Raw genomic sequence first — 17,748 nt, 5'->3', positions numbered from 1 at the left:
TTTTATTCCCATCCTTTGTATATGTCTTTACTTAAATAGCGCTCACTGCTATCAGGAAAAATGGTTACAATATTTGTACCTTGTGCTGCCTTCTCTGCCTCAAGTAAGCTCGCATGAAATGCTGCTCCTGAAGAGCTCCCAACGAGAAGTCCTTCTTTTTGCGCTAATTCTTTCACTCGTAAAAATGCATTTCGATCAGAAATCGTATGAATTTCATCAAAATAAGATGTCTTCAAAAATGGCGGGATAAATTCCAGTCCAATTCCTTCGGTCTCATGTGAACCAGCCTTACCACCATTTAAAATAGATCCTTCTGGCTCTACGATAACTGTTTTAATATCTATATTTTTTTCTTTCAAATAAGATGCAGTCCCCATAAACGTACCGCCAGTTCCTGCTCCAGCAACAAATATGTTAATCTCTCCATTCAATGCGTCCCACAGTTCAGGTCCTAGTGTTTTAAAATATGCACGAGGATTTGCCTCATTTGCGAACTGACTTGGAGAGTATGAATTCGGTATTTCATTTACTAACTCTTTTGCTTTAGCAATTGCACCGGTCATTCCTTGCTCAGTCGGTGTATGCACGACCGTTGCACCTAGTGCTTTCATTAATTCTTGTTTTTCAATACTAAATTTCTCTGGTACACAAACAATAACACGTAAATCATGCTCTAATGCTGCAAGTGCCAGTCCAATACCAGTATTCCCAGCAGTCGGTTCAATAATTGTTCCACCCTGGGTAACAAGCCCTTTTTCTAGCGCATCTTCGATTAATTCTCTTCCTAAACGATCCTTAACGCTTCCGCCTGGGTTATAAAATTCAAGCTTTGCAAATAAACGGACCCCTTTCGGAAGTGAAAAACGAGTAATTTCTACAATTGGTGTATGACCAATTAACTCATGAACTCCACGATATACATTCATCGTGTTCTCCCCCTTGTTTGCCAATAAAGAAAAGGCAACTGTATGTATTTTCTTTATATGAGACAGTTGCCTTTTTGTTACATTACTTTAACTCTTCTAACACTTTTACGATAAAGTTTGTAGAATGAAGAGCTGCTTGATCTAAAAACTGATCAAATGAAACATTTGATTCTTTACCAGCAATATCAGAAAGTGCGCGAATGATAACAAACGGAATTTCATATTGGTGGCATACTTGTGCAACAGCTGCTGCTTCCATTTCTACCGCATAAAGATTTTCAAATTTATCACGGATGGCTGCAACGCGGTTCGGATCACTCATAAATGAATCCCCTGTTGCAATCATACCTTTTACAACTTGAATATTTTCTTCAGCCTGCATACATTTCTCAGCTAATGCAACTAACGCCTCATCAGCTTTAAATCCAGGCGGCATTCCTGGTACTTGACCATATTCATAGTTAAATGCTGTTACATCTACGTCATGGTGACGAACTTCAGTGGAAATAACTACATCACCAACGTTTAGAGAATGATGGAATCCACCAGCTGAGCCAGTATTAATTACTTTTTCAGGCTTATATTTTTCTAATAAAATTGTCGTTGACATCGCTGCGTTTACTTTACCAATACCAGACTTTAACAAGATTACTTCATGCCCTGCTAATAGCCCTTTCGTAAATTCACAACCTGCAACCGTTTCTGTCTCTGCTTGTTCTAATTTGTCACGTAAAATACGTACTTCTTCTTCCATTGCTCCAATTACAGCAATTCTCAATCTAATCCCTCTTTCTATTGCTTAGTTGCCTCCATTACCCAAACGAAATGATTTAATCTCGTGAACGTTACATGGAAGCCATTGTTTTCAAAAATAGTCTGCATAACTGGAATACGTGTATAGTATTCCGTTTGCAAATCGTTTGCTAACTGGTGGAAACCTCTTTCTTTTGCTGTTTCAACAGTTTTATCATATGCATCTTGATCTGCAAATATCGTATCAGCAAACACTATTTTACCACCTTTGTTTAGCAATTGACTATACTTCGCAATTGCTACATTTTTTTCATCATCTGTTAAATGATGAAATGCATAGGTGCTTACAATGGTATCAATTGAATTTGGAACTTCAAACGAAAGAAAATCACCCTCTGTAATTGAAAATTCTTTTGGCAATTTCTCTTTTGCAATCATGCGCATTTCACGCGACGGTTCTATACCGTAAACTGTGCGGCCAGCAAGTAATAATTTATTTGTTAAATTACCTGTACCGACACCAAATTCTAATACATTACCAAATGACTTGTTAACTACATCCTCTAGAATGTCCTCATAATGGGCGAAAACTTCTTTATATTGTATATCTTCGCCTTGTACAAATGAGTCGTACGTATGAGCCCACTCATCAAATAAACCATTAAATTCTGTACCCATAAAAATTCCCCTTTTTCTTATCGGTTTTATCAGTATGATATTCCCTCTTTCTAAAAATGTCAATTGAAATGTACATGGTATTTCCTTCTTTTCTTTGTTACACTATAGTTGATTACATAGGAGAGGGGCCGTCTTCATGTCATTTACCTTTGAAATGTTAGAAGATAAAGTAGAGTTTTTTGAAGCGGGAGACTTAGCTTCTTTAGAACGAAAAATTAGTGAACAAATTGATAATAATAAAGCACTTATGCTTGAAGTTCATCACATCTCTCATCAAATGGTTATGGATCCTGAAAGCAAAAGACCGTATTATAGCGCGGTTGTTCATTTTAAATTAAAGAAATTGCGTTAACAAAAAAGAGAAGCTCCTAAGGAGCTTCTCTTTTTTAGTTTAGAGTTTGAACAAGTACTGGTTTCCAGCCCTCATTGTCTACCCAATCAATATTTACGTAATATCTTTTCCCACTTTGCTTATCTTGAACATCACCATAAGCTTTGCTCTTTCCAGTTTTGTCTCTTCCAACAAAATGGAATACTAATTGCTCTTTCGGTATCTCAACACCTGCAGCAATTGCACTTTGCATCTCATTCCAATCTGATGACCCTTGTTTAAACGTCATCGCCGGTGATGAACCTTGTTCTGTTCCTACAGCTTTCCAAGAAGGTTTTGTGTAAGCCTCTTTTGCCTTAGATACAGTTTTTTCAGCTGATACTTTCTCGTTAGCTTTCGCTTCTTCTTCAGCTTTTTTCTGTTCTTCTTCAGCCTTTAGCTTCTCTTCTTCAGCTTTTTTCTTAGCTTCTGCTTGCTCTTGTTCTTTTTCTTTTTTCTTAGCAGATTCTTTATCTTCTGATTTTCCAGCTTTCTCATTCTTTGTTGTTTGTTGAGAGACTTTCTTATCAGTAGAAGATGCTTGCTCTTTCGTACTAGGAACGAACAATTGATATGCTACAATAGCTACTAATAGTAATACAATAGCGATTGCAATATTTAAAACACCGTTTTGACGACGTTTTTGTTGTTTCTGTTGGAATCTTGATCCTCCTGCCATTCTCCAAACCTCCATGCAGTTTTTCCTAATTGCTATTGTAACATTAAATCTAGAAAGGTTGAACATTTACAATGATATTTTCATGAAATGAAGACATTTCACTATAAATTGCAAGATTACTTTTCATTCTCCAATTGATAGATTGCTCCCACCATATCTTTAAAAATAGGTGTAACTTTATTCACTTTGCTATCAGTCTCTAGATCAACAACAACTAAAGCATATCTTGGATTCTCATACGGAAAATAACCTGCAAACCAGCGATTCACCCTCGTCCCTTTCCCCGTTTGCGCTGTCCCGGATTTTCCAGCGACACTTAGTGGCAACGAACGGAATGCCGTTCCTGTTCCTTTCTCCCTTGTTACAACGCCTCTTAATAACTCTTGTAATGTTTTCACTGTTTCATACGAAAGCTGTTTTCCATTTAACGTATGGCTCTCAAATGTAAAAAAATCCGCTCCATTTTTATATACTATTTTTTCAACAGCTTTCACTTCCATCTTTTCTCCATTCCTCGCAATCGTCGCCATCATATTGGCAATTGCTAGAGGTGATATACGTACATCTTTCTGTCCAATCGCTGTTTGTTCTACCGCTTTTTTATTACTTTTATTTTCTTCATTTCCCCAAATAGTAGTGCCTTTCTCTTCTGACATTTGCTCAAAATGAGGTGTATGAAATACAGAACCTTTCCATCCAACCTTTTCATTTGCTCCTAGAGCTGCTACGTATGTTTCTAACACCGTCCTATCCTTTTGTAATAGCTCGTTACCTAACTCGGAAAATGTCCTGTTACAGCTCCTAGCAAAGCTCTCTTTAAAGTTAAGTGTACCCATCCTAACTTGCGGGTCGTTTTCACCATATAAATCTTTATTACAGTTAAATGTCCGATTAAACAAATTTACTTTTTGATCAATGACTGCAGCTGCAACTACTGTTTTAAAAACAGAGCCTGGAAAATGTGGCGTTAACATTTGATTTTCAAGTGTAGTTTTATATAAATTCTCATCCCTTACTTGTAAAGACGGCTTACTAACCATCGCTAATATTTCATTTGTCTTTACATCAAGTAATACTAATCCCCCCTTCTTTATTTCATTTGCTTCAATCACTTCTTCTGCTTTTTGCTGCAACTCTTTATGTAAAGTAGTTTGAACCCTAACTGGATAAAACGGATTTCCTGGTGAAGTGTATTTCGCTTGCTTTCCGAAAATTGGTTCTCCTTGCCGATCTACTTGATATAATACTTTTGCCTCTCCATCAGTCAATAGAAATTCATCAAATGATTGCTGTAATCCTGAAATACCTATCGGCGTTTGTTTTGAAATTTTTTTCAATTCTCCATATCGCTTTTGAAACTCCCTTTCGTTCTCCCCTACATCACCAATTAAATGACTGATTTCTCCAGTTTGTTTTAATCGCACTTCAGCTGCTACAATACCTAATACATGTAATTCATTTACCTTCTCCATCTGCTCTCGTGTCACTCGAAATGGAGCAGTTTCTCCTTGTAGGGTAAATGCATTTTTGTTATTTTTCATTTGTCTTCTAATCTCTTGTCTCGACACACCAATGATATGCGCGATTTTCTCTAACATGTCATTTTTTATTTGTAAAAATGGAAAAATAATTAAAACAGGATATTTTTCCTCACCTATTTCTTTACCATTACGATCTATAAACTGCCCACGTCCATCGTCTACTGTAATGGATTGTGTGCGTTGCGTAACACTTTTTTCAATTAAATTTATTTTGCGATCAGTAAATGATTCTGTATCTATAATTTGAATTTGGATTAAACGACAAAGCAATACAAACATAACACTCATAAAACAAATTAAAACAATTGTAATTCTCCGTTTTATTTTCATAAAAAAACACCTCGTCTATTGTAGTTTAGACGAGGTACTATTTTATTTATACAAGCTCCAAAACAAAAATAGATATTATATAAAGCTATTATTGTTTTTTTGGCTTCTCTAAAAATTTCGTAAGAAGCGATTTAAATTCAGTTTCATTCACTCCAGTGTTTTTAGCAACTTCAATTACAGTAGTTGTTACATTAGCCGCTACTTTTAAATAGTCCTTACTGAAATTATCCATTTCATTTCTTTTTTCTTTTGCATTCTCAACTGTTACAGAATCAATACAAGTAATCATCTTATCTACAATATGTAAATAATTATTTTGTGCATCTATTATTTTTTGAATATCATCTTTATTACTTACTTTCGATTGTTTTAAATATGTATATGCTTGATTCACTTCATCTTTTAAAATTTTATCATTATTCTTCGCCTGTTCTTGTAACATATTCTTCATATCATCTATTGTTTTTTGATCCATCGAATCTCGCAATAAATAATCTGGATTCCCAATTGCGTAATCATACTTAATCGTTACATCTTGAAATATTTTCATGACAATTGCTAATTGATACGCTACATCAAAATCATTAAATTCCTTTTTATCTTGTGGATTTTCTAAGGCTTTTGAACTCTCAGTTGCTTTAATATCCTTTTTTTCTTCTTGCTTTACTTTTTCTCCCTTTGATGATGTAGTTTCTTCATTCGTTCCGCATGCAGCAAGTCCTAATATGGAGATACTACAAACCAATCCTGTAAAGATTTTATGTTTCATAATTAGCCCCTTTTCCCTTTTAAAACCTATGGTCTCTAATTATGATATCAAAGCTTAAAGTGTTTTTTTGACATTTTTTGTCGAATCACTCTAAGGTTTACACAATTTTTTTCATTCTACAGAAAAAAAAGATTCTCCCGATAGGAGAATCTTTTTTTATTTTACAGAGACAATCTCTACTTGCATTTCTCCGCCTGGTGTTTGGATTGTTACTTTCTCACCAATTTGCTTACCTAATAAGCTTTTTGCGATTGGAGAATCGTTAGAAATTCTTCCTTCGAATGGATCAGCTTCCGCGCTACCTACGATTGTATACGCTTCTTCATCTCCGTTTGGTAATTCTTTAAATGTTACTGTTTTACCTAATGTAACAACAGTAGATACTTCGCCAGTATCTTTAATGATAACTGCGTTACGAATCATATTTTCTAATTGTGTAATACGTCCTTCTACGAACGCTTGCTCATCTTTCGCTGCATCGTACTCAGAGTTCTCAGAAAGGTCCCCGAAGCTACGTGCGATTTTAATACGTTCTACTACTTCTTTACGTCTTACTGTTTTTAATTGCTCAAGTTCGTTCTCTAGTTTTTGCTTACCCTCTTGCGTCATAGGGTATGTTTTTTCTGTTGACATATTTTCCACTCCTTTTATATACCAATCCCCTGAAAAAAAGAGGAGTTCCATATGAAAACTCCTCCGCTTCCATTGTTAGCGGAGGTTTCTAGTACCCTTGCACTAGCGGAGTTGTCACATACAACCCCGTATTTCCAATTCTTCTTTATATAAAGAAGATATGTATGGAAAGTTGATATAAATATGCCCTCACCTATATATAGATGAGGTTGCATGTTTCATTGTATTCGATAAGAAGGGAAAAAATCCCTTCCTACCGTATATCTTTTACTATGCTATTACAAATTTACTTTTTGTTCAAGAATTGTTGCAATTTTTGTCACCATAATATCAATTGCAACGTGGTTTTGTCCACCTTCAGGGATAATAATATCCGCAAATTTCTTAGAAGGCTCAATAAATTGATTGTGCATTGGACGTACAACATTTACGTACTGATCAATAACTGAATCCATCGTACGACCGCGCTCTTTAATATCACGCTGCATGCGGCGCAGAATACGAAGGTCAGCATCCGTATCAACGAATAATTTAATGTCCATTAACTCGCAAAGACGTGGGTCTTCTAAAATAAGAATTCCTTCTAAAATAATTACATCTTTCGGCTCAACTGGAATAATTTCTTCTGAACGCGTATGCAATGTATAGTCATATACAGGCTTATCAATTTGCTCATATGCAAGCAACTGCTGCAAATGTTCAATTAACAGATCATTATCAAACGCAAGCGGATGATCATAATTTGTTTTTAAACGCTCTTCCATTGGTAAATGGCTTTGATCTTTGTAATAATAATCTTGCTCTAAGATTAAAATAGAATGACCTTTAAAATGGTCAAAAATCGCTTTCGTTACACTCGTTTTACCTGATCCCGAACCACCAGCAATTCCAATTACAACAGGCTTATTCGTCCCCATTCGACTATCACTCTTTCTTATTGAAGTATGCTTTTGCGCATCATATTATTCACATACACTCGTTGATCCACTTTGAATTTCACGATTTGCAACGGATGTCTCGCTGCATCTAATTCGTTTCCATCCTCATCCCAAATTTTCTCCACCGTTTGCGTAAAGTTTTCTATTTCTGGTCCAAAGAACTCCACTTCATGTCCTGGTTTGAAATGATTACGTTGCTCAATCGTTACGATGCCCGTTTCTTCATTATAATCTAACACTAAACCAGCAAAATCATACGTTGTTTTCTTACTATGATTTCCAAACATTTGCTCTTGATGTCCTGGAACCCCTTCAAAGAATGCAGGAGCTGTATCACGATTTGCACATTTATCAAGCTCATCTAACCATTCTTGTTTAAACTCAAAGTTATCTGGATCCGCACAATAAGCATCAATTACTTTACGATATACAGTTGCTACAGTCGCTACGTAATGGATTGATTTCATACGTCCTTCTACCTTTAAGCTATCGATTCCGATTTCAATCATTTTCGGAATGGATAAAATTAAATTTAAATCTTTTGGACTCATCGCAAAGTGAGCATCTCCTTCTTGGAATAGAGGAAGCTCTTTTGCATCTTTATGTTGTGATACTGTTTGAACTAAATCATAATCCCAGCGGCAAGATTGGCAACAACCACCACGATTAGAATCACGCGCTGTCATATGGTTACTTAATGTGCATCTTCCTGAATATGCGATACACATTGCACCATGTACGAATGCTTCAATTTCAATATCCACTTTTTCTTTAATTTCTTTCATTTCTTCATAGCTTGCTTCACGAGCTAATACAAGACGATGTAAACCTTCTTCTTTCCAATACTGTGCTGCTTTCCAGTTGGATAGTGATTGCTGTGTGCTTAAATGCACCTCAACAGAAGGCGCTACGCGTTTACAAGTCTCAATGATAAGCGGATCAGCAACGATAATTCCCGTTACGCCAGCTTTTTCAATCCCTTTTAAATATTCCTCTAGCCCGTCCATATTTTCATTATGCGCAAAGATATTTGTTGTTACGTATATTTTTGCTCCATACTTCTTTGCAAACTCAACGCCTTCTGCCATTTCTTCTAGCGTAAAGTTACCTGCATTCGAACGAAGACCAAATTCTTGTCCACCTAAATATACAGCATCTGCCCCGTAATGGATAGCTACTTTTAATTTTTCTAAGTTACCCGCAGGGATTAACAGTTCAGGTTTCTTCACAATAACACGTTTGCCATCGATCACTCGTGAAATTTCTTGTACAGTCATTTCCTACACCCTCCTCGTTTAGTAAACCGTTTCTTTAAAGAAGAATCCTGTATCTAACGGACGATTTACTGGTTGCATTTCTTCTATTTCTTTATATAGATCATCTTTCACGTCATAATATGCATCACGATCTTCTACGCATAAATCAATCGCTTGACGATATTTCTTCGTTACTTCAATAATGTATTCAGAGCTTTTTAGTACACCGTCGATTTTTAAGCTATCAACTTCAGCTTCGATTAGTTCCTCTAATTCATCGATGAAACAAATATCGTTGGGACTCATAATGTGAGTACCATTTTCATCTTCATAAATTGGATATTTATTGTTACGCTCTGGGTCATATAAGAACATATTCTCTTCATATTTTTTCTTTTCAATGTCAAGATTACGTCCTTGATACTCAAAGTAGTTTCCTACTAATGAACGCTTCGATTGGAACATACAAGTCATACCGTGAATTTGTACTTCTAGTTCCACTTCAGCATTTTCTTTTAAATCAACAATTTCATCTAAGCTCAGCTCACGAGCTAATACAGCGCGCTTCGCTCCTCTTTGTCCCCAGTAGTTACAAGTGAACCAGTTTGTTGCTGTCGTTTCTGTATTCCAGTGCAACTGCATATTTGGTGCTACTTCGCGAACAGCCATTAATACCGCTGGATCTCCGAAAACAATTGCATCTACATTTACTTCGTTTAAAAATGAAACGTAATCTGTTAATTCTTCTACTTTATCGTTGTGGAACATAGCGTTCATGGCTACGTATACTTTCACACCATTTTCATGTGCAATCTTCACAGCTTGTTTTACATCTTCACGTGAAAACTCTCCTGCTAAACGTAAACCAAACTTTTGCTCACCGATCATTACCGCATCTGCTCCTGCTTTCGCAAGTTGTTCGATATCCGCCACCGCTCTTGGCGTTACTAACAATTCAGGTTTCTTCATACCTTGGTCACCCTCTCTTTTTACTAACAGCTACTCCATCACCAATTGGGAAAATCGTTGTATCATATCCTTCATGGTTCATAAGCCACTCATTGTACGTCTTAATACGACGGATTAAACCACGTGTACGTCTGTTTTCAATTTTCTCTTTTGTCGTTACAAGACCGTGGTACATAACATTATCTGAAATAATTACGCCACCAGGATTTAATAACGGTTCATATAAGTCAAAAAAACGACGATACTGTCCTTTTGCTGCATCAATAAAAATAACGTCAAATGTCCCGTGTTCTTTTACTTGTTCACCTGTCTCTAACGCATCACCGTAAATAACTGAAATACGATCTGTTACTGGGGAACGTTCTATATATTCAAGTGCTTTTTCATATCGCTCACGATTGCGCTCAACTGTCACAATACGTGAATTTGGAATAGCTTGCATCATACGAATACTAGAATAACCGATTGCTGTTCCAAGTTCTAAAATGCTTTTCGGTCCAATTAAACGTAAAAATTGCAGCATAAATTCCATTCCAAGTCGATCCATAATCGGCACATGATTTTCTGTTGCATATTCTTCCATTTCAAGAATTAATTTATCTTTCGGATCAATAAATGATAATAGGTACTCGTTAACTGCATCCTCCATAAATGGTCCTCCTTATTTACATGGAGAAGTGCCTCTATGACGTCTTTTCACACATAGAATGCAATAAAAATACAAGCCAGCTTTATCCTTAGCTTGTACGTCCCGTTTTGATATTAAAAACGATTCTTCTGCCAGTTTTTAACCCGATATATTTTACCACAAAAAAGAGGGATGTGCGACTTTTTTCGCTATCCCTCCCCATTTCACTGTTTTTTCGTAATGTATTTTTGCTTTAATGCATTATGCTCTTCTAATGTTTTCGCATAGTACACTTCACCACTTGGTGCAGCTAAGAAATAATAATAATCTGTTTGCGCAGGTTCTAACGCAGCTTCTACTGAATGTTTACCAGAGTTTGCGATCGGCCCTACCGGCAATCCTTTTACAACATACGTATTGTACGGTGAGTTGACCTTTAAATCTTCGTATAATACACGTTGTTTATGCTTTCCAAGTGCATATAATACCGTTGGATCCGTTTGAAGCGGCATACCTTTTGCTAAACGATTATAAAAGACACTAGAGATCTTTTGACGATCTGTAAAACCAGTTGCCTCTTCTTCAATAAGTGAAGATAATGTTAAAAGCTGATGAACATCCCAATTCTTCGCTTTCATTTTCGCCTCATTTTGAACAATGATTGCATTTGTTTTCTCAAGCATTGGAATTACAATTTCTTCTAACGTTGTATCTTTCTTATAAAACGAATACGTTGCAGGATATAAATAACCTTCTAATGGGTATTTAATATTACTATCAAAGATTTTATCCGTTAATAACTTCGGATACTTTTGCTGCATTTTTTGAATAAATGCTTTATCGTTTAATTGACGCGTAACATCATCTTTATTCCACTTTAGTTCTGTCGCAATCGTTTCTGCAATTTCAGTTACTTGCGCCCCTTCTTTAATCGTCACTTTATAAAGAGCTGGACGATGCACGTTGCCAGCTGACATTTGTTCGATCACATCTTCAGCATTCATTGAAGGATTTAATAAATATGTACCTGCTTGTAAACTTTTCGATTTAGCCTTTGTATAAAAACTAAAAACTGTACCGTTTTTTACAGCGCCTTTTTCTTCTAAAATTTCTCCAATTTTACTTGTAGATGATCCTTTCGGAATTTCTACTTCAATCTCTTTTTTATTCCCGCTATCAACTGGTCCTAATGCGGATGAAATATACGCATAGACTGAACCACAAACTAAAAGCAGTGCAATAATCGAAAATAAAAAGATGCGTCTACGCTTCTTTTTCACTTGATTCTCTATCAAAACATTTCCTCCTTACTTAATTGTAGACCGTATGTACACCTTTCTATACAGCACGATGTAAAAACGCAACAAATTCACTTATCTTTTTTAATTGACACTTTATTTTTCTACAATCCGTCTCATTATACTACAAAGACTTACACAGTTTCGACAAAAAATCTTTCATTTTACATATAAATACAAAAAAAGATGGACTGTATGTCGTCCATCTTTTCAGTACTTATTATTCAGCTTCTTGCTCATCAGCAATAGTGTTAAACGTTTCTTGTACCATTTCCCACTCTTCTTCTGATTCGATTGGAAGTAAAACTCCGCCCTCTTCTTCATTTTGCTCATAAGCCATTGCATCATAAATTGGGTCTCCATCTTCATCTACTTCACCGATTGGAGAGAAGATTACGTATGATTTTTTACCAAATTTGTCAGCATCAAAAGTGAAAATAATTTCACATAAATGTTCGTTACCTTTTTCGTCTACAATTGTAATTTGACGTTCTTCCATTTTGGTCACCTCTTATTTTCTATCTAAAAATCCTTGTAAGATTACGACTGCAGCCATCTTATCGATTACTTGTTTTCGCTTCTTACGACTTACATCAGCTGAAATGAGTAGACGTTCCGCTGCCATTGTTGACAAACGCTCGTCCCACATTACAACGTCTAATTGTAACAGCTCTCGTAGGTTTTCTGCAAATTGTTGGCACGCTTCGCCACGTGGGCCAATTGTACCATTCATATTTTTAGGTAAACCTACTACTATTTTGTCCACATTGTACTGCTTTACTAACTCAGAAATACGATCAAAACCAAAGTGACCTCGTTCTTCGTTAATCTTAATTGTTTCTAATCCTTGTGCTGTCCAGCCCATTTCGTCGCTAATTGCAACTCCGACTGTTTTTGTACCTACATCTAAACCTAATATCCGCATAAACTACTCCTCACGATGATGTTTCAAGTAAGACTTCACAAGCTCTTCAATTAACTCATCACGTTCAAGCTTGCGAATGATGCTACGTGCATCTTTATGGCGAGGTATGTATGCTGGGTCTCCACTTAATAAATAACCGACGATTTGGTTAATCGGATTATAGCCTTTTTCTTGAAGTGCATCATACACAGTTAAAAGTACATCATTTACATGGACACTCTGTTTTTCATCTTGAATGCTAAACTTCATTGTTTTATCAAAACCGTCCATTTCAAGCACCTCACTTATATAGTAAGTATAGGGAGAAGAACTTCTCCTCTCCCTACCATTGTACACTACTATCTCTTTATTTTGAAACAGATTTAACGTACTCTTGTACAAATGCTAAAGCTTCTTCGACTTGAGCTGGGTTTTTACCGCCTGCTTGTGCCATATCAGGACGGCCACCACCGCCACCGCCGCAACGAGAAGCTACTTCTTTCACAAGTTTACCAGCATGGTAACCTTGGCTAATTAAGTCTTTCGTTACACCTGCTAGGATGTTTACTTTATCGTCATTAACAGACGCTAATACAACAACTGCTGACTCTAATTTATTTTTCAGATCATCCATCATCGTACGTAAGTTGTTCATATCTGCAACATTTACTTTCGCTGCTAATACATTCACACCATCAACTGTCATTACAGAATCAGTTAAGTTTCCAGCTTCGATATTGCTTAATTTCGCAGCAAGAGATTCATTTTCTTTTTGCAGTTGTTTCACTTCAGCAAATAGACCATCAACTCTTGTTAAAATATCTTTCGGATTTGTTTTCATTTTTCCTGCTGCTTCTTTTAATAAACCTACTTGATCGTTCATTAATTCGTATGCAGACTTACCAGTTACTGCTTCAATACGACGAGTTCCTGCACCAATACCAGACTCAGCAACGATTTTGAAAATACCGATAGAAGCTGTATTATCAACGTGACAACCACCACAAAGCTCTAAGCTGTAATCGCCAACTTGTACAACGCGTACAACATCTCCGTATTTTTCACCGAATAATGCCATTGCGCCCATTTCTTTCGCTTCTTCGATTGCTTTTTGAGAAATCTCAACATCAATACTTTCCCAAATTTTTTCGTTTACCATACGCTCAATTTTTTCTAATTCGTCAGCTTGTACTTGACCGAAGTGAGAGAAGTCAAAACGTAGACGTTCAGAAGTTACAAGAGAACCTGCTTGGTTAACGTGTGTTCCAAGTACGTCTTTTAATGCTTGGTGTAGTAAGTGAGTTGCTGTATGATTTTTTACAACGCTACTACGGTTTTTCGTATCGATAATAGCTTTTACAGCCGCATCTTTCGTTAATGTACCTTCTTCAACAACAACTTTATGCAAGTTTTGGCCGTTTGGTGCTTTTTGTACGTCTTTTACAAGAACTTTCACACCATCTGCAAGAAGGTAACCACGGTCTGCAATTTGTCCACCGCTCTCAGCATAGAATGGTGTTACATCAAGAATTAACTGTCCTTCTTCACCAGCTTGTAAGCTGTCTGTGTATTCGCCGTTTTTCACAAGTGCAACAACGTTACTTTCTGTTGCAACTGTACCGTAACCAACGAATTCGCTCGCTACTTTAATTTCTCCAAGGACACCACCTTGAACTTGCATAGAATCAACGTCTTGACGAGCAGCACGTGCACGCTCACGTTGTTTTTCCATTTCATTTTCAAAGCCTTCATGATCAACTGTCATGCCAGCTTCTTCTGCATATTCTTCTGTTAATTCAATTGGGAAACCGTATGTGTCATACAGACGGAACGCATCTACTCCAGAAATAACAGTTGTTTTTTCTTCTTTTGCTTTTGCAATTACTTCAGCTAAAATCGCTTCACCATCATGAAGTGTTTCATGGAAACGCTCTTCTTCGTTCTTCACAACTTTCGCAATGAAATCTTTCTTTTCAAGTACTTCTGGATAGAAGTCTTTCATTACTTCTCCAACAACCGGTACTAATTCAAACATAAATGGACGATTGATGTTTAATTTCTTCGAATAACGAACAGCGCGGCGTAATAAACGACGTAATACATAACCACGGCCTTCGTTAGATGGAAGAGCACCGTCACCAACAGCGAATGTTACTGTACGGATATGGTCAGCAATTACTTTGAATGCCATATCTTTTTCTAAATCGCCATTACGATATTTTTCACCAGAAATTGTTTCTGTTGCACCAATCATCGGCATGAATAGGTCTGTATCAAAGTTCGTAGGTACATCTTGAACGATAGATGTCATACGCTCTAGACCCATCCCTGTATCAATGTTTTTCTTAGGAAGTGGTGTATATGAACCGTCTGGATTATGGTTAAATTGAGAGAATACAAGGTTCCATACTTCTAAGTAACGCTCGTTTTCTCCGCCTGGATATAATTCTGGGTCACTAAAGTCATTACCGTAAGCTTCTCCGCGGTCATAGAAAATCTCTGTATTCGGTCCACTTGGTCCTTCACCGATATCCCAGAAGTTTTCTTCTAAGCGAATAATACGCTCTTTTGGAACGCCCATTTTCTCATTCCAAATTGTGAATGCTTCTTCATCTTCTGGATGGATTGTAACTGATAGTAATTCTTTATCGAATCCGATCCATTTGTCGCTCGTTAAGAATTCCCAAGCCCATGTAATTGCTTCTTCTTTGAAGTAATCACCAATTGAGAAGTTTCCTAACATTTCAAAGAATGTATGGTGACGAGCTGTTTTCCCTACGTTTTCAATATCGTTTGTACGAATTGATTTTTGAGCATTTGTAATACGTGGATTTTGTGGGATTACACGTCCATCAAAATATTTTTTTAATGTAGCTACACCACTATTAATCCATAAAAGAGATGGATCTTCATGCGGAACTAGTGATGCACTAGGTTCTACTGCATGTCCTTTTTCTTGGAAAAAGTCTAAAAACATTTGACGAATTTGTGCGCCTGTTAGTTGTTTCATTGTATTTTCCTCCTTAAATATAAAAAACTCCCGTCCCTATAAAAGGGACGAGAGTTAACTCGCGATACCACCCTAATTATGAATTGATTACAATAACAATCAATTCATCACCTCATGGTGCCGTAACGTGGCAAGACGGCAGTGATTAGCTGCTCTCAGGATTAGCTTTCTGTTACCCTTCATCTAAAGCTTCTTTCAGCCATATGGAAGCTTCTCTCTAGAAATGGACTGTAACGTACTTGTTCCGTCATTGATTTAATGTATTATATGACTAAATATAATAGAATTCTCTTAAGTTTGTCAATGTAGATAATCATTTATATTGTATTAATTGCTTATTTATCATAGGTATTCTACTATTCATTCTTAACAGCCTTTTCATATAGTATGCATTTATTAACAAATCGGAATCTCCTTATAAGAATGATTTATAAAAATTTCTAAATATTACTTTTTTTGCTATAATTAAATTATTGTTAATAAAATAAAGGAGCGATCACAATGACAACCTTACTTAGCAAAGCTAAAAACATATTAGCGACTGACGAAACGATATTATTTTACGCAGCATGTTCATTAGACATATTTATTTATCGTTCCGTCGCAAGGCCAGGATTGCTAATTTTAACGAACAAAAGACTATTCTTTTATGGGCCAGATGTAAGTAAGAATCCAATATTTGAAGAGTACTCTTTCGCAAAAATTTCTAATCTAAAAGAACAAAAGCGTCTTTTCAACAATCAAATTATATTTATGTATGATAACGAATGGAAAAAAATAAAACATATTCAAACAAATGATGTGAGCTCCCTCGTTCAAAAGATACACGAGCAGCTTTCTAAATAAATATATGATTAGCCCTCTATTTCTTACATAGAGGGCTTCTATACTTACACATCTTCTTTTTTCAAGAGCGGTCTCACATGAACAATGACAGTGCGAATAACTGCTAAAATCGGAACAGATATTAGTAACCCTACAATCCCAGCTACCTCTCCCCCAACTAGTAAGGCAAGCATAATAATAACGGGATGCATACGAAGTGACTTACCAACGATGTAAGGCGATAAAATGTTACTCTCCACAAATTGCAAAATCGCAATCGTGATCCCCGCCTTAATAAGTAAACTCGTTGATACTGTTGCTGCAATCATTAACGTCGGGATCGCTCCTAAAATAGGACCGAAGTATGGGATTATATCCGTTACCCCAATAATAATGCCAAGCAATAATGGATATTTCATACCGATAAACCAAAAAGAAAGAGCTGATACTCCCCCTAATACTAAACAAACAAATAACTGTCCTCGAATATAGCTTCCAAGTGACTTATCAATTTCTTTCGCAAGCATTTGCCCCGTACCTCGCCATTTACTTGGGACTAGTTTCCAAAAGATATGATAAAACTCACCATAATCTTTTAATATGTAAAATACAATGAACGGTATTAAGAAAATAATGAGCAATGAATCGAGTACACCACGAGCTGTACTCATCACTTTATTTAAAAGCGCTTGAATCTTCGTTTCCACACCCACAAAAAGTTGTTTCACCTTTTCATGAATGAACGAAGGGAAATTCGCTGTTTGTTCTGTAACGCCATCCATCCACGAATCGTACATCTTTGTAAACTGGGGAAATTGTTCATTAATCTCTTGTAACTGTTTAATAACGACTGGTGTTCCTTTATAAATCCCATAACCAATTCCGCCAAAGAAAAGGATATAAATGAGCAAAATGGCAAGTGTACGAGGCATCCCTTCCTTATGAATTTTTTCAATTAAAGGGTGCAATAAATACGCAATAAAACACGCGATAAGAAACGGCGTGATTGCTACTTTAAATACAAAAATAATCGGTGCCCATAGCGGCTTAATTTTTAAAAAGACGAGCAGACAAAGAAAAACAAGTAACAATAATCCTAAACGATATATCCAAATGATTTTAAGATTCTTCACATGAAAAACCTCCTCCACCTTTATTTTGAAAATAAATGGGGTAGGTTATGTGCGAAACTTTTAAAATCTTTTCATACGGACCATACTGTTTTTTAAAGACGTACATAT

At 36.3% G+C, this 17,748-nt stretch carries 19 protein-coding genes and 1 other annotated feature; of the genes, 2 read left to right on the top strand and 17 right to left on the bottom strand.

Annotated features, from left to right (window positions below; all coding sequences use genetic code 11):
* Positions 1-2: 2 nt before the first annotated feature.
* The 3 genes from ACTFRU_RS14365 to ACTFRU_RS14355 all read right to left on the bottom strand — a co-directional run bounded on the left by ACTFRU_RS14365 (position 3) and on the right by ACTFRU_RS14355 (position 2,357).
* Positions 3-926 (bottom strand): O-acetylserine dependent cystathionine beta-synthase, encoded by a 924-nt coding sequence (locus ACTFRU_RS14365; protein WP_049107972.1) that lies wholly within the window; start codon positions 924-926, stop codon positions 3-5.
* Between the two features lie 82 nt (positions 927-1,008).
* Entirely contained in the window at positions 1,009-1,704 is a 696-nt protein-coding gene (gene mtnN / locus ACTFRU_RS14360; protein WP_001217024.1) for a 5'-methylthioadenosine/S-adenosylhomocysteine nucleosidase, read from the bottom strand.
* A 14-nt stretch (positions 1,705-1,718) separates the two neighbouring features.
* Positions 1,719-2,357, bottom strand: coding sequence for a class I SAM-dependent DNA methyltransferase (locus ACTFRU_RS14355; protein WP_000536320.1), 639 nt, complete (start codon positions 2,355-2,357; stop codon positions 1,719-1,721).
* 136 nt (positions 2,358-2,493) lie between these two features.
* Here ACTFRU_RS14355 and ACTFRU_RS14350 point away from each other — a divergent pair, with 136 nt between their 5' ends.
* Positions 2,494-2,709 carry a YrzA family protein gene (locus tag ACTFRU_RS14350; RefSeq protein WP_000010984.1) on the top strand — a complete coding sequence of 72 codons (216 nt, stop codon included), beginning with the start codon at positions 2,494-2,496 and terminating at the stop codon, positions 2,707-2,709.
* Between the two features lie 34 nt (positions 2,710-2,743).
* Here the strand turns inward: ACTFRU_RS14350 and ACTFRU_RS14345 are convergent, their stop codons facing one another.
* From ACTFRU_RS14345 to alaS, 13 genes are all read right to left on the bottom strand, one after another.
* The gene (locus tag ACTFRU_RS14345; protein ID WP_000897098.1) at positions 2,744-3,406 is read right to left on the bottom strand and encodes a YrrS family protein; all 663 of its coding nucleotides are present in this window, start codon (positions 3,404-3,406) and stop codon (positions 2,744-2,746) included.
* Between the two features lie 116 nt (positions 3,407-3,522).
* Complete coding sequence (locus ACTFRU_RS14340; RefSeq protein ID WP_000695153.1) at positions 3,523-5,277, bottom strand: peptidoglycan D,D-transpeptidase FtsI family protein; 1,755 nt, start codon at positions 5,275-5,277, stop codon at positions 3,523-3,525.
* Between the two features lie 88 nt (positions 5,278-5,365).
* Positions 5,366-6,046, bottom strand: coding sequence for a hypothetical protein (locus ACTFRU_RS14335; RefSeq protein ID WP_000680877.1), 681 nt, complete (start codon positions 6,044-6,046; stop codon positions 5,366-5,368).
* A 156-nt stretch (positions 6,047-6,202) separates the two neighbouring features.
* A complete protein-coding gene (gene greA, locus ACTFRU_RS14330) occupies positions 6,203-6,679 on the bottom strand; it encodes a transcription elongation factor GreA (protein ID WP_000102591.1) in 477 nt (158 codons plus the stop codon).
* A 278-nt stretch (positions 6,680-6,957) separates the two neighbouring features.
* Positions 6,958-7,596, bottom strand: a complete 639-nt coding sequence (gene udk, locus ACTFRU_RS14325; RefSeq protein WP_000537078.1) for a uridine kinase — start codon at positions 7,594-7,596, stop codon at positions 6,958-6,960.
* A 17-nt stretch (positions 7,597-7,613) separates the two neighbouring features.
* Positions 7,614-8,894, bottom strand: coding sequence for a peptidase U32 family protein (locus ACTFRU_RS14320; protein ID WP_000217974.1), 1,281 nt, complete (start codon positions 8,892-8,894; stop codon positions 7,614-7,616).
* Between the two features lie 18 nt (positions 8,895-8,912).
* On the bottom strand, positions 8,913-9,842 hold the full coding sequence (locus ACTFRU_RS14315; RefSeq protein ID WP_000742806.1) for a peptidase U32 family protein: 930 nt from the start codon (positions 9,840-9,842) through the stop codon (positions 8,913-8,915).
* 7 nt (positions 9,843-9,849) lie between these two features.
* Positions 9,850-10,491 carry an O-methyltransferase gene (locus tag ACTFRU_RS14310; protein WP_000389102.1) on the bottom strand — a complete coding sequence of 214 codons (642 nt, stop codon included), beginning with the start codon at positions 10,489-10,491 and terminating at the stop codon, positions 9,850-9,852.
* 203 nt (positions 10,492-10,694) lie between these two features.
* Positions 10,695-11,765 (bottom strand): endolytic transglycosylase MltG, encoded by a 1,071-nt coding sequence (gene mltG / locus ACTFRU_RS14305; protein ID WP_000572131.1) that lies wholly within the window; start codon positions 11,763-11,765, stop codon positions 10,695-10,697.
* A 223-nt stretch (positions 11,766-11,988) separates the two neighbouring features.
* On the bottom strand, positions 11,989-12,267 hold the full coding sequence (locus ACTFRU_RS14300; RefSeq protein ID WP_000392730.1) for a DUF1292 domain-containing protein: 279 nt from the start codon (positions 12,265-12,267) through the stop codon (positions 11,989-11,991).
* Between the two features lie 12 nt (positions 12,268-12,279).
* Complete coding sequence (gene ruvX / locus ACTFRU_RS14295) at positions 12,280-12,693, bottom strand: Holliday junction resolvase RuvX (RefSeq protein ID WP_001221192.1); 414 nt, start codon at positions 12,691-12,693, stop codon at positions 12,280-12,282.
* A 3-nt stretch (positions 12,694-12,696) separates the two neighbouring features.
* Positions 12,697-12,963, bottom strand: coding sequence for an IreB family regulatory phosphoprotein (locus ACTFRU_RS14290; RefSeq protein WP_000348590.1), 267 nt, complete (start codon positions 12,961-12,963; stop codon positions 12,697-12,699).
* 76 nt (positions 12,964-13,039) lie between these two features.
* Positions 13,040-15,682: an alanine--tRNA ligase gene (alaS, locus tag ACTFRU_RS14285; RefSeq protein ID WP_000811825.1), complete on the bottom strand. Its 2,643-nt coding sequence runs from the start codon at positions 15,680-15,682 to the stop codon at positions 13,040-13,042.
* A gap of 40 nt (positions 15,683-15,722) precedes the next feature.
* Positions 15,723-15,942, bottom strand: a binding site (T-box leader).
* 241 nt (positions 15,943-16,183) lie between these two features.
* Here alaS and ACTFRU_RS14280 point away from each other — a divergent pair.
* Positions 16,184-16,528 carry a PH domain-containing protein gene (locus ACTFRU_RS14280; protein WP_000209578.1) on the top strand — a complete coding sequence of 115 codons (345 nt, stop codon included), beginning with the start codon at positions 16,184-16,186 and terminating at the stop codon, positions 16,526-16,528.
* A 44-nt stretch (positions 16,529-16,572) separates the two neighbouring features.
* On the opposite strand, the gene ACTFRU_RS14275 is transcribed toward ACTFRU_RS14280, so the two are convergent.
* The gene (locus ACTFRU_RS14275) at positions 16,573-17,640 is read right to left on the bottom strand and encodes an AI-2E family transporter (RefSeq protein ID WP_000793128.1); all 1,068 of its coding nucleotides are present in this window, start codon (positions 17,638-17,640) and stop codon (positions 16,573-16,575) included.
* Positions 17,641-17,748 lie beyond the last annotated feature (108 nt).

It is taken from the genome of Bacillus cereus group sp. MYBK220-1 (assembly GCF_051916445.1).
Taxonomy (GTDB): domain Bacteria; phylum Bacillota; class Bacilli; order Bacillales; family Bacillaceae_G; genus Bacillus_A; species Bacillus_A cereus.
This window is presented reverse-complemented; position numbering and strand designations above follow the sequence as displayed.

Excerpts from the sequence above, each read along its gene's own strand:
- ACTFRU_RS14365 (WP_049107972.1), bottom strand. The coding sequence starts at position 926 with ATGAATGTATATCGTGGAGTTCATGAGTTAATTGGTCATACACCAATT.
- ACTFRU_RS14355 (WP_000536320.1), bottom strand. The coding sequence starts at position 2,357 with ATGGGTACAGAATTTAATGGTTTATTTGATGAGTGGGCTCATACGTAC.
- ACTFRU_RS14350 (WP_000010984.1), top strand. The coding sequence starts at position 2,494 with ATGTCATTTACCTTTGAAATGTTAGAAGATAAAGTAGAGTTTTTTGAA.
- ACTFRU_RS14345 (WP_000897098.1), bottom strand. The coding sequence starts at position 3,406 with ATGGCAGGAGGATCAAGATTCCAACAGAAACAACAAAAACGTCGTCAA.
- ACTFRU_RS14340 (WP_000695153.1), bottom strand. The coding sequence starts at position 5,277 with ATGAAAATAAAACGGAGAATTACAATTGTTTTAATTTGTTTTATGAGT.
- ACTFRU_RS14335 (WP_000680877.1), bottom strand. The coding sequence starts at position 6,046 with ATGAAACATAAAATCTTTACAGGATTGGTTTGTAGTATCTCCATATTA.
- greA (WP_000102591.1), bottom strand. The coding sequence starts at position 6,679 with ATGTCAACAGAAAAAACATACCCTATGACGCAAGAGGGTAAGCAAAAA.
- udk (WP_000537078.1), bottom strand. The coding sequence starts at position 7,596 with ATGGGGACGAATAAGCCTGTTGTAATTGGAATTGCTGGTGGTTCGGGA.
- ACTFRU_RS14320 (WP_000217974.1), bottom strand. The coding sequence starts at position 8,894 with ATGACTGTACAAGAAATTTCACGAGTGATCGATGGCAAACGTGTTATT.
- ACTFRU_RS14315 (WP_000742806.1), bottom strand. The coding sequence starts at position 9,842 with ATGAAGAAACCTGAATTGTTAGTAACGCCAAGAGCGGTGGCGGATATC.
- ACTFRU_RS14310 (WP_000389102.1), bottom strand. The coding sequence starts at position 10,491 with ATGGAGGATGCAGTTAACGAGTACCTATTATCATTTATTGATCCGAAA.
- ACTFRU_RS14300 (WP_000392730.1), bottom strand. The coding sequence starts at position 12,267 with ATGGAAGAACGTCAAATTACAATTGTAGACGAAAAAGGTAACGAACAT.
- ruvX (WP_001221192.1), bottom strand. The coding sequence starts at position 12,693 with ATGCGGATATTAGGTTTAGATGTAGGTACAAAAACAGTCGGAGTTGCA.
- ACTFRU_RS14290 (WP_000348590.1), bottom strand. The coding sequence starts at position 12,963 with ATGGACGGTTTTGATAAAACAATGAAGTTTAGCATTCAAGATGAAAAA.
- alaS (WP_000811825.1), bottom strand. The coding sequence starts at position 15,682 with ATGAAACAACTAACAGGCGCACAAATTCGTCAAATGTTTTTAGACTTT.
- ACTFRU_RS14280 (WP_000209578.1), top strand. The coding sequence starts at position 16,184 with ATGACAACCTTACTTAGCAAAGCTAAAAACATATTAGCGACTGACGAA.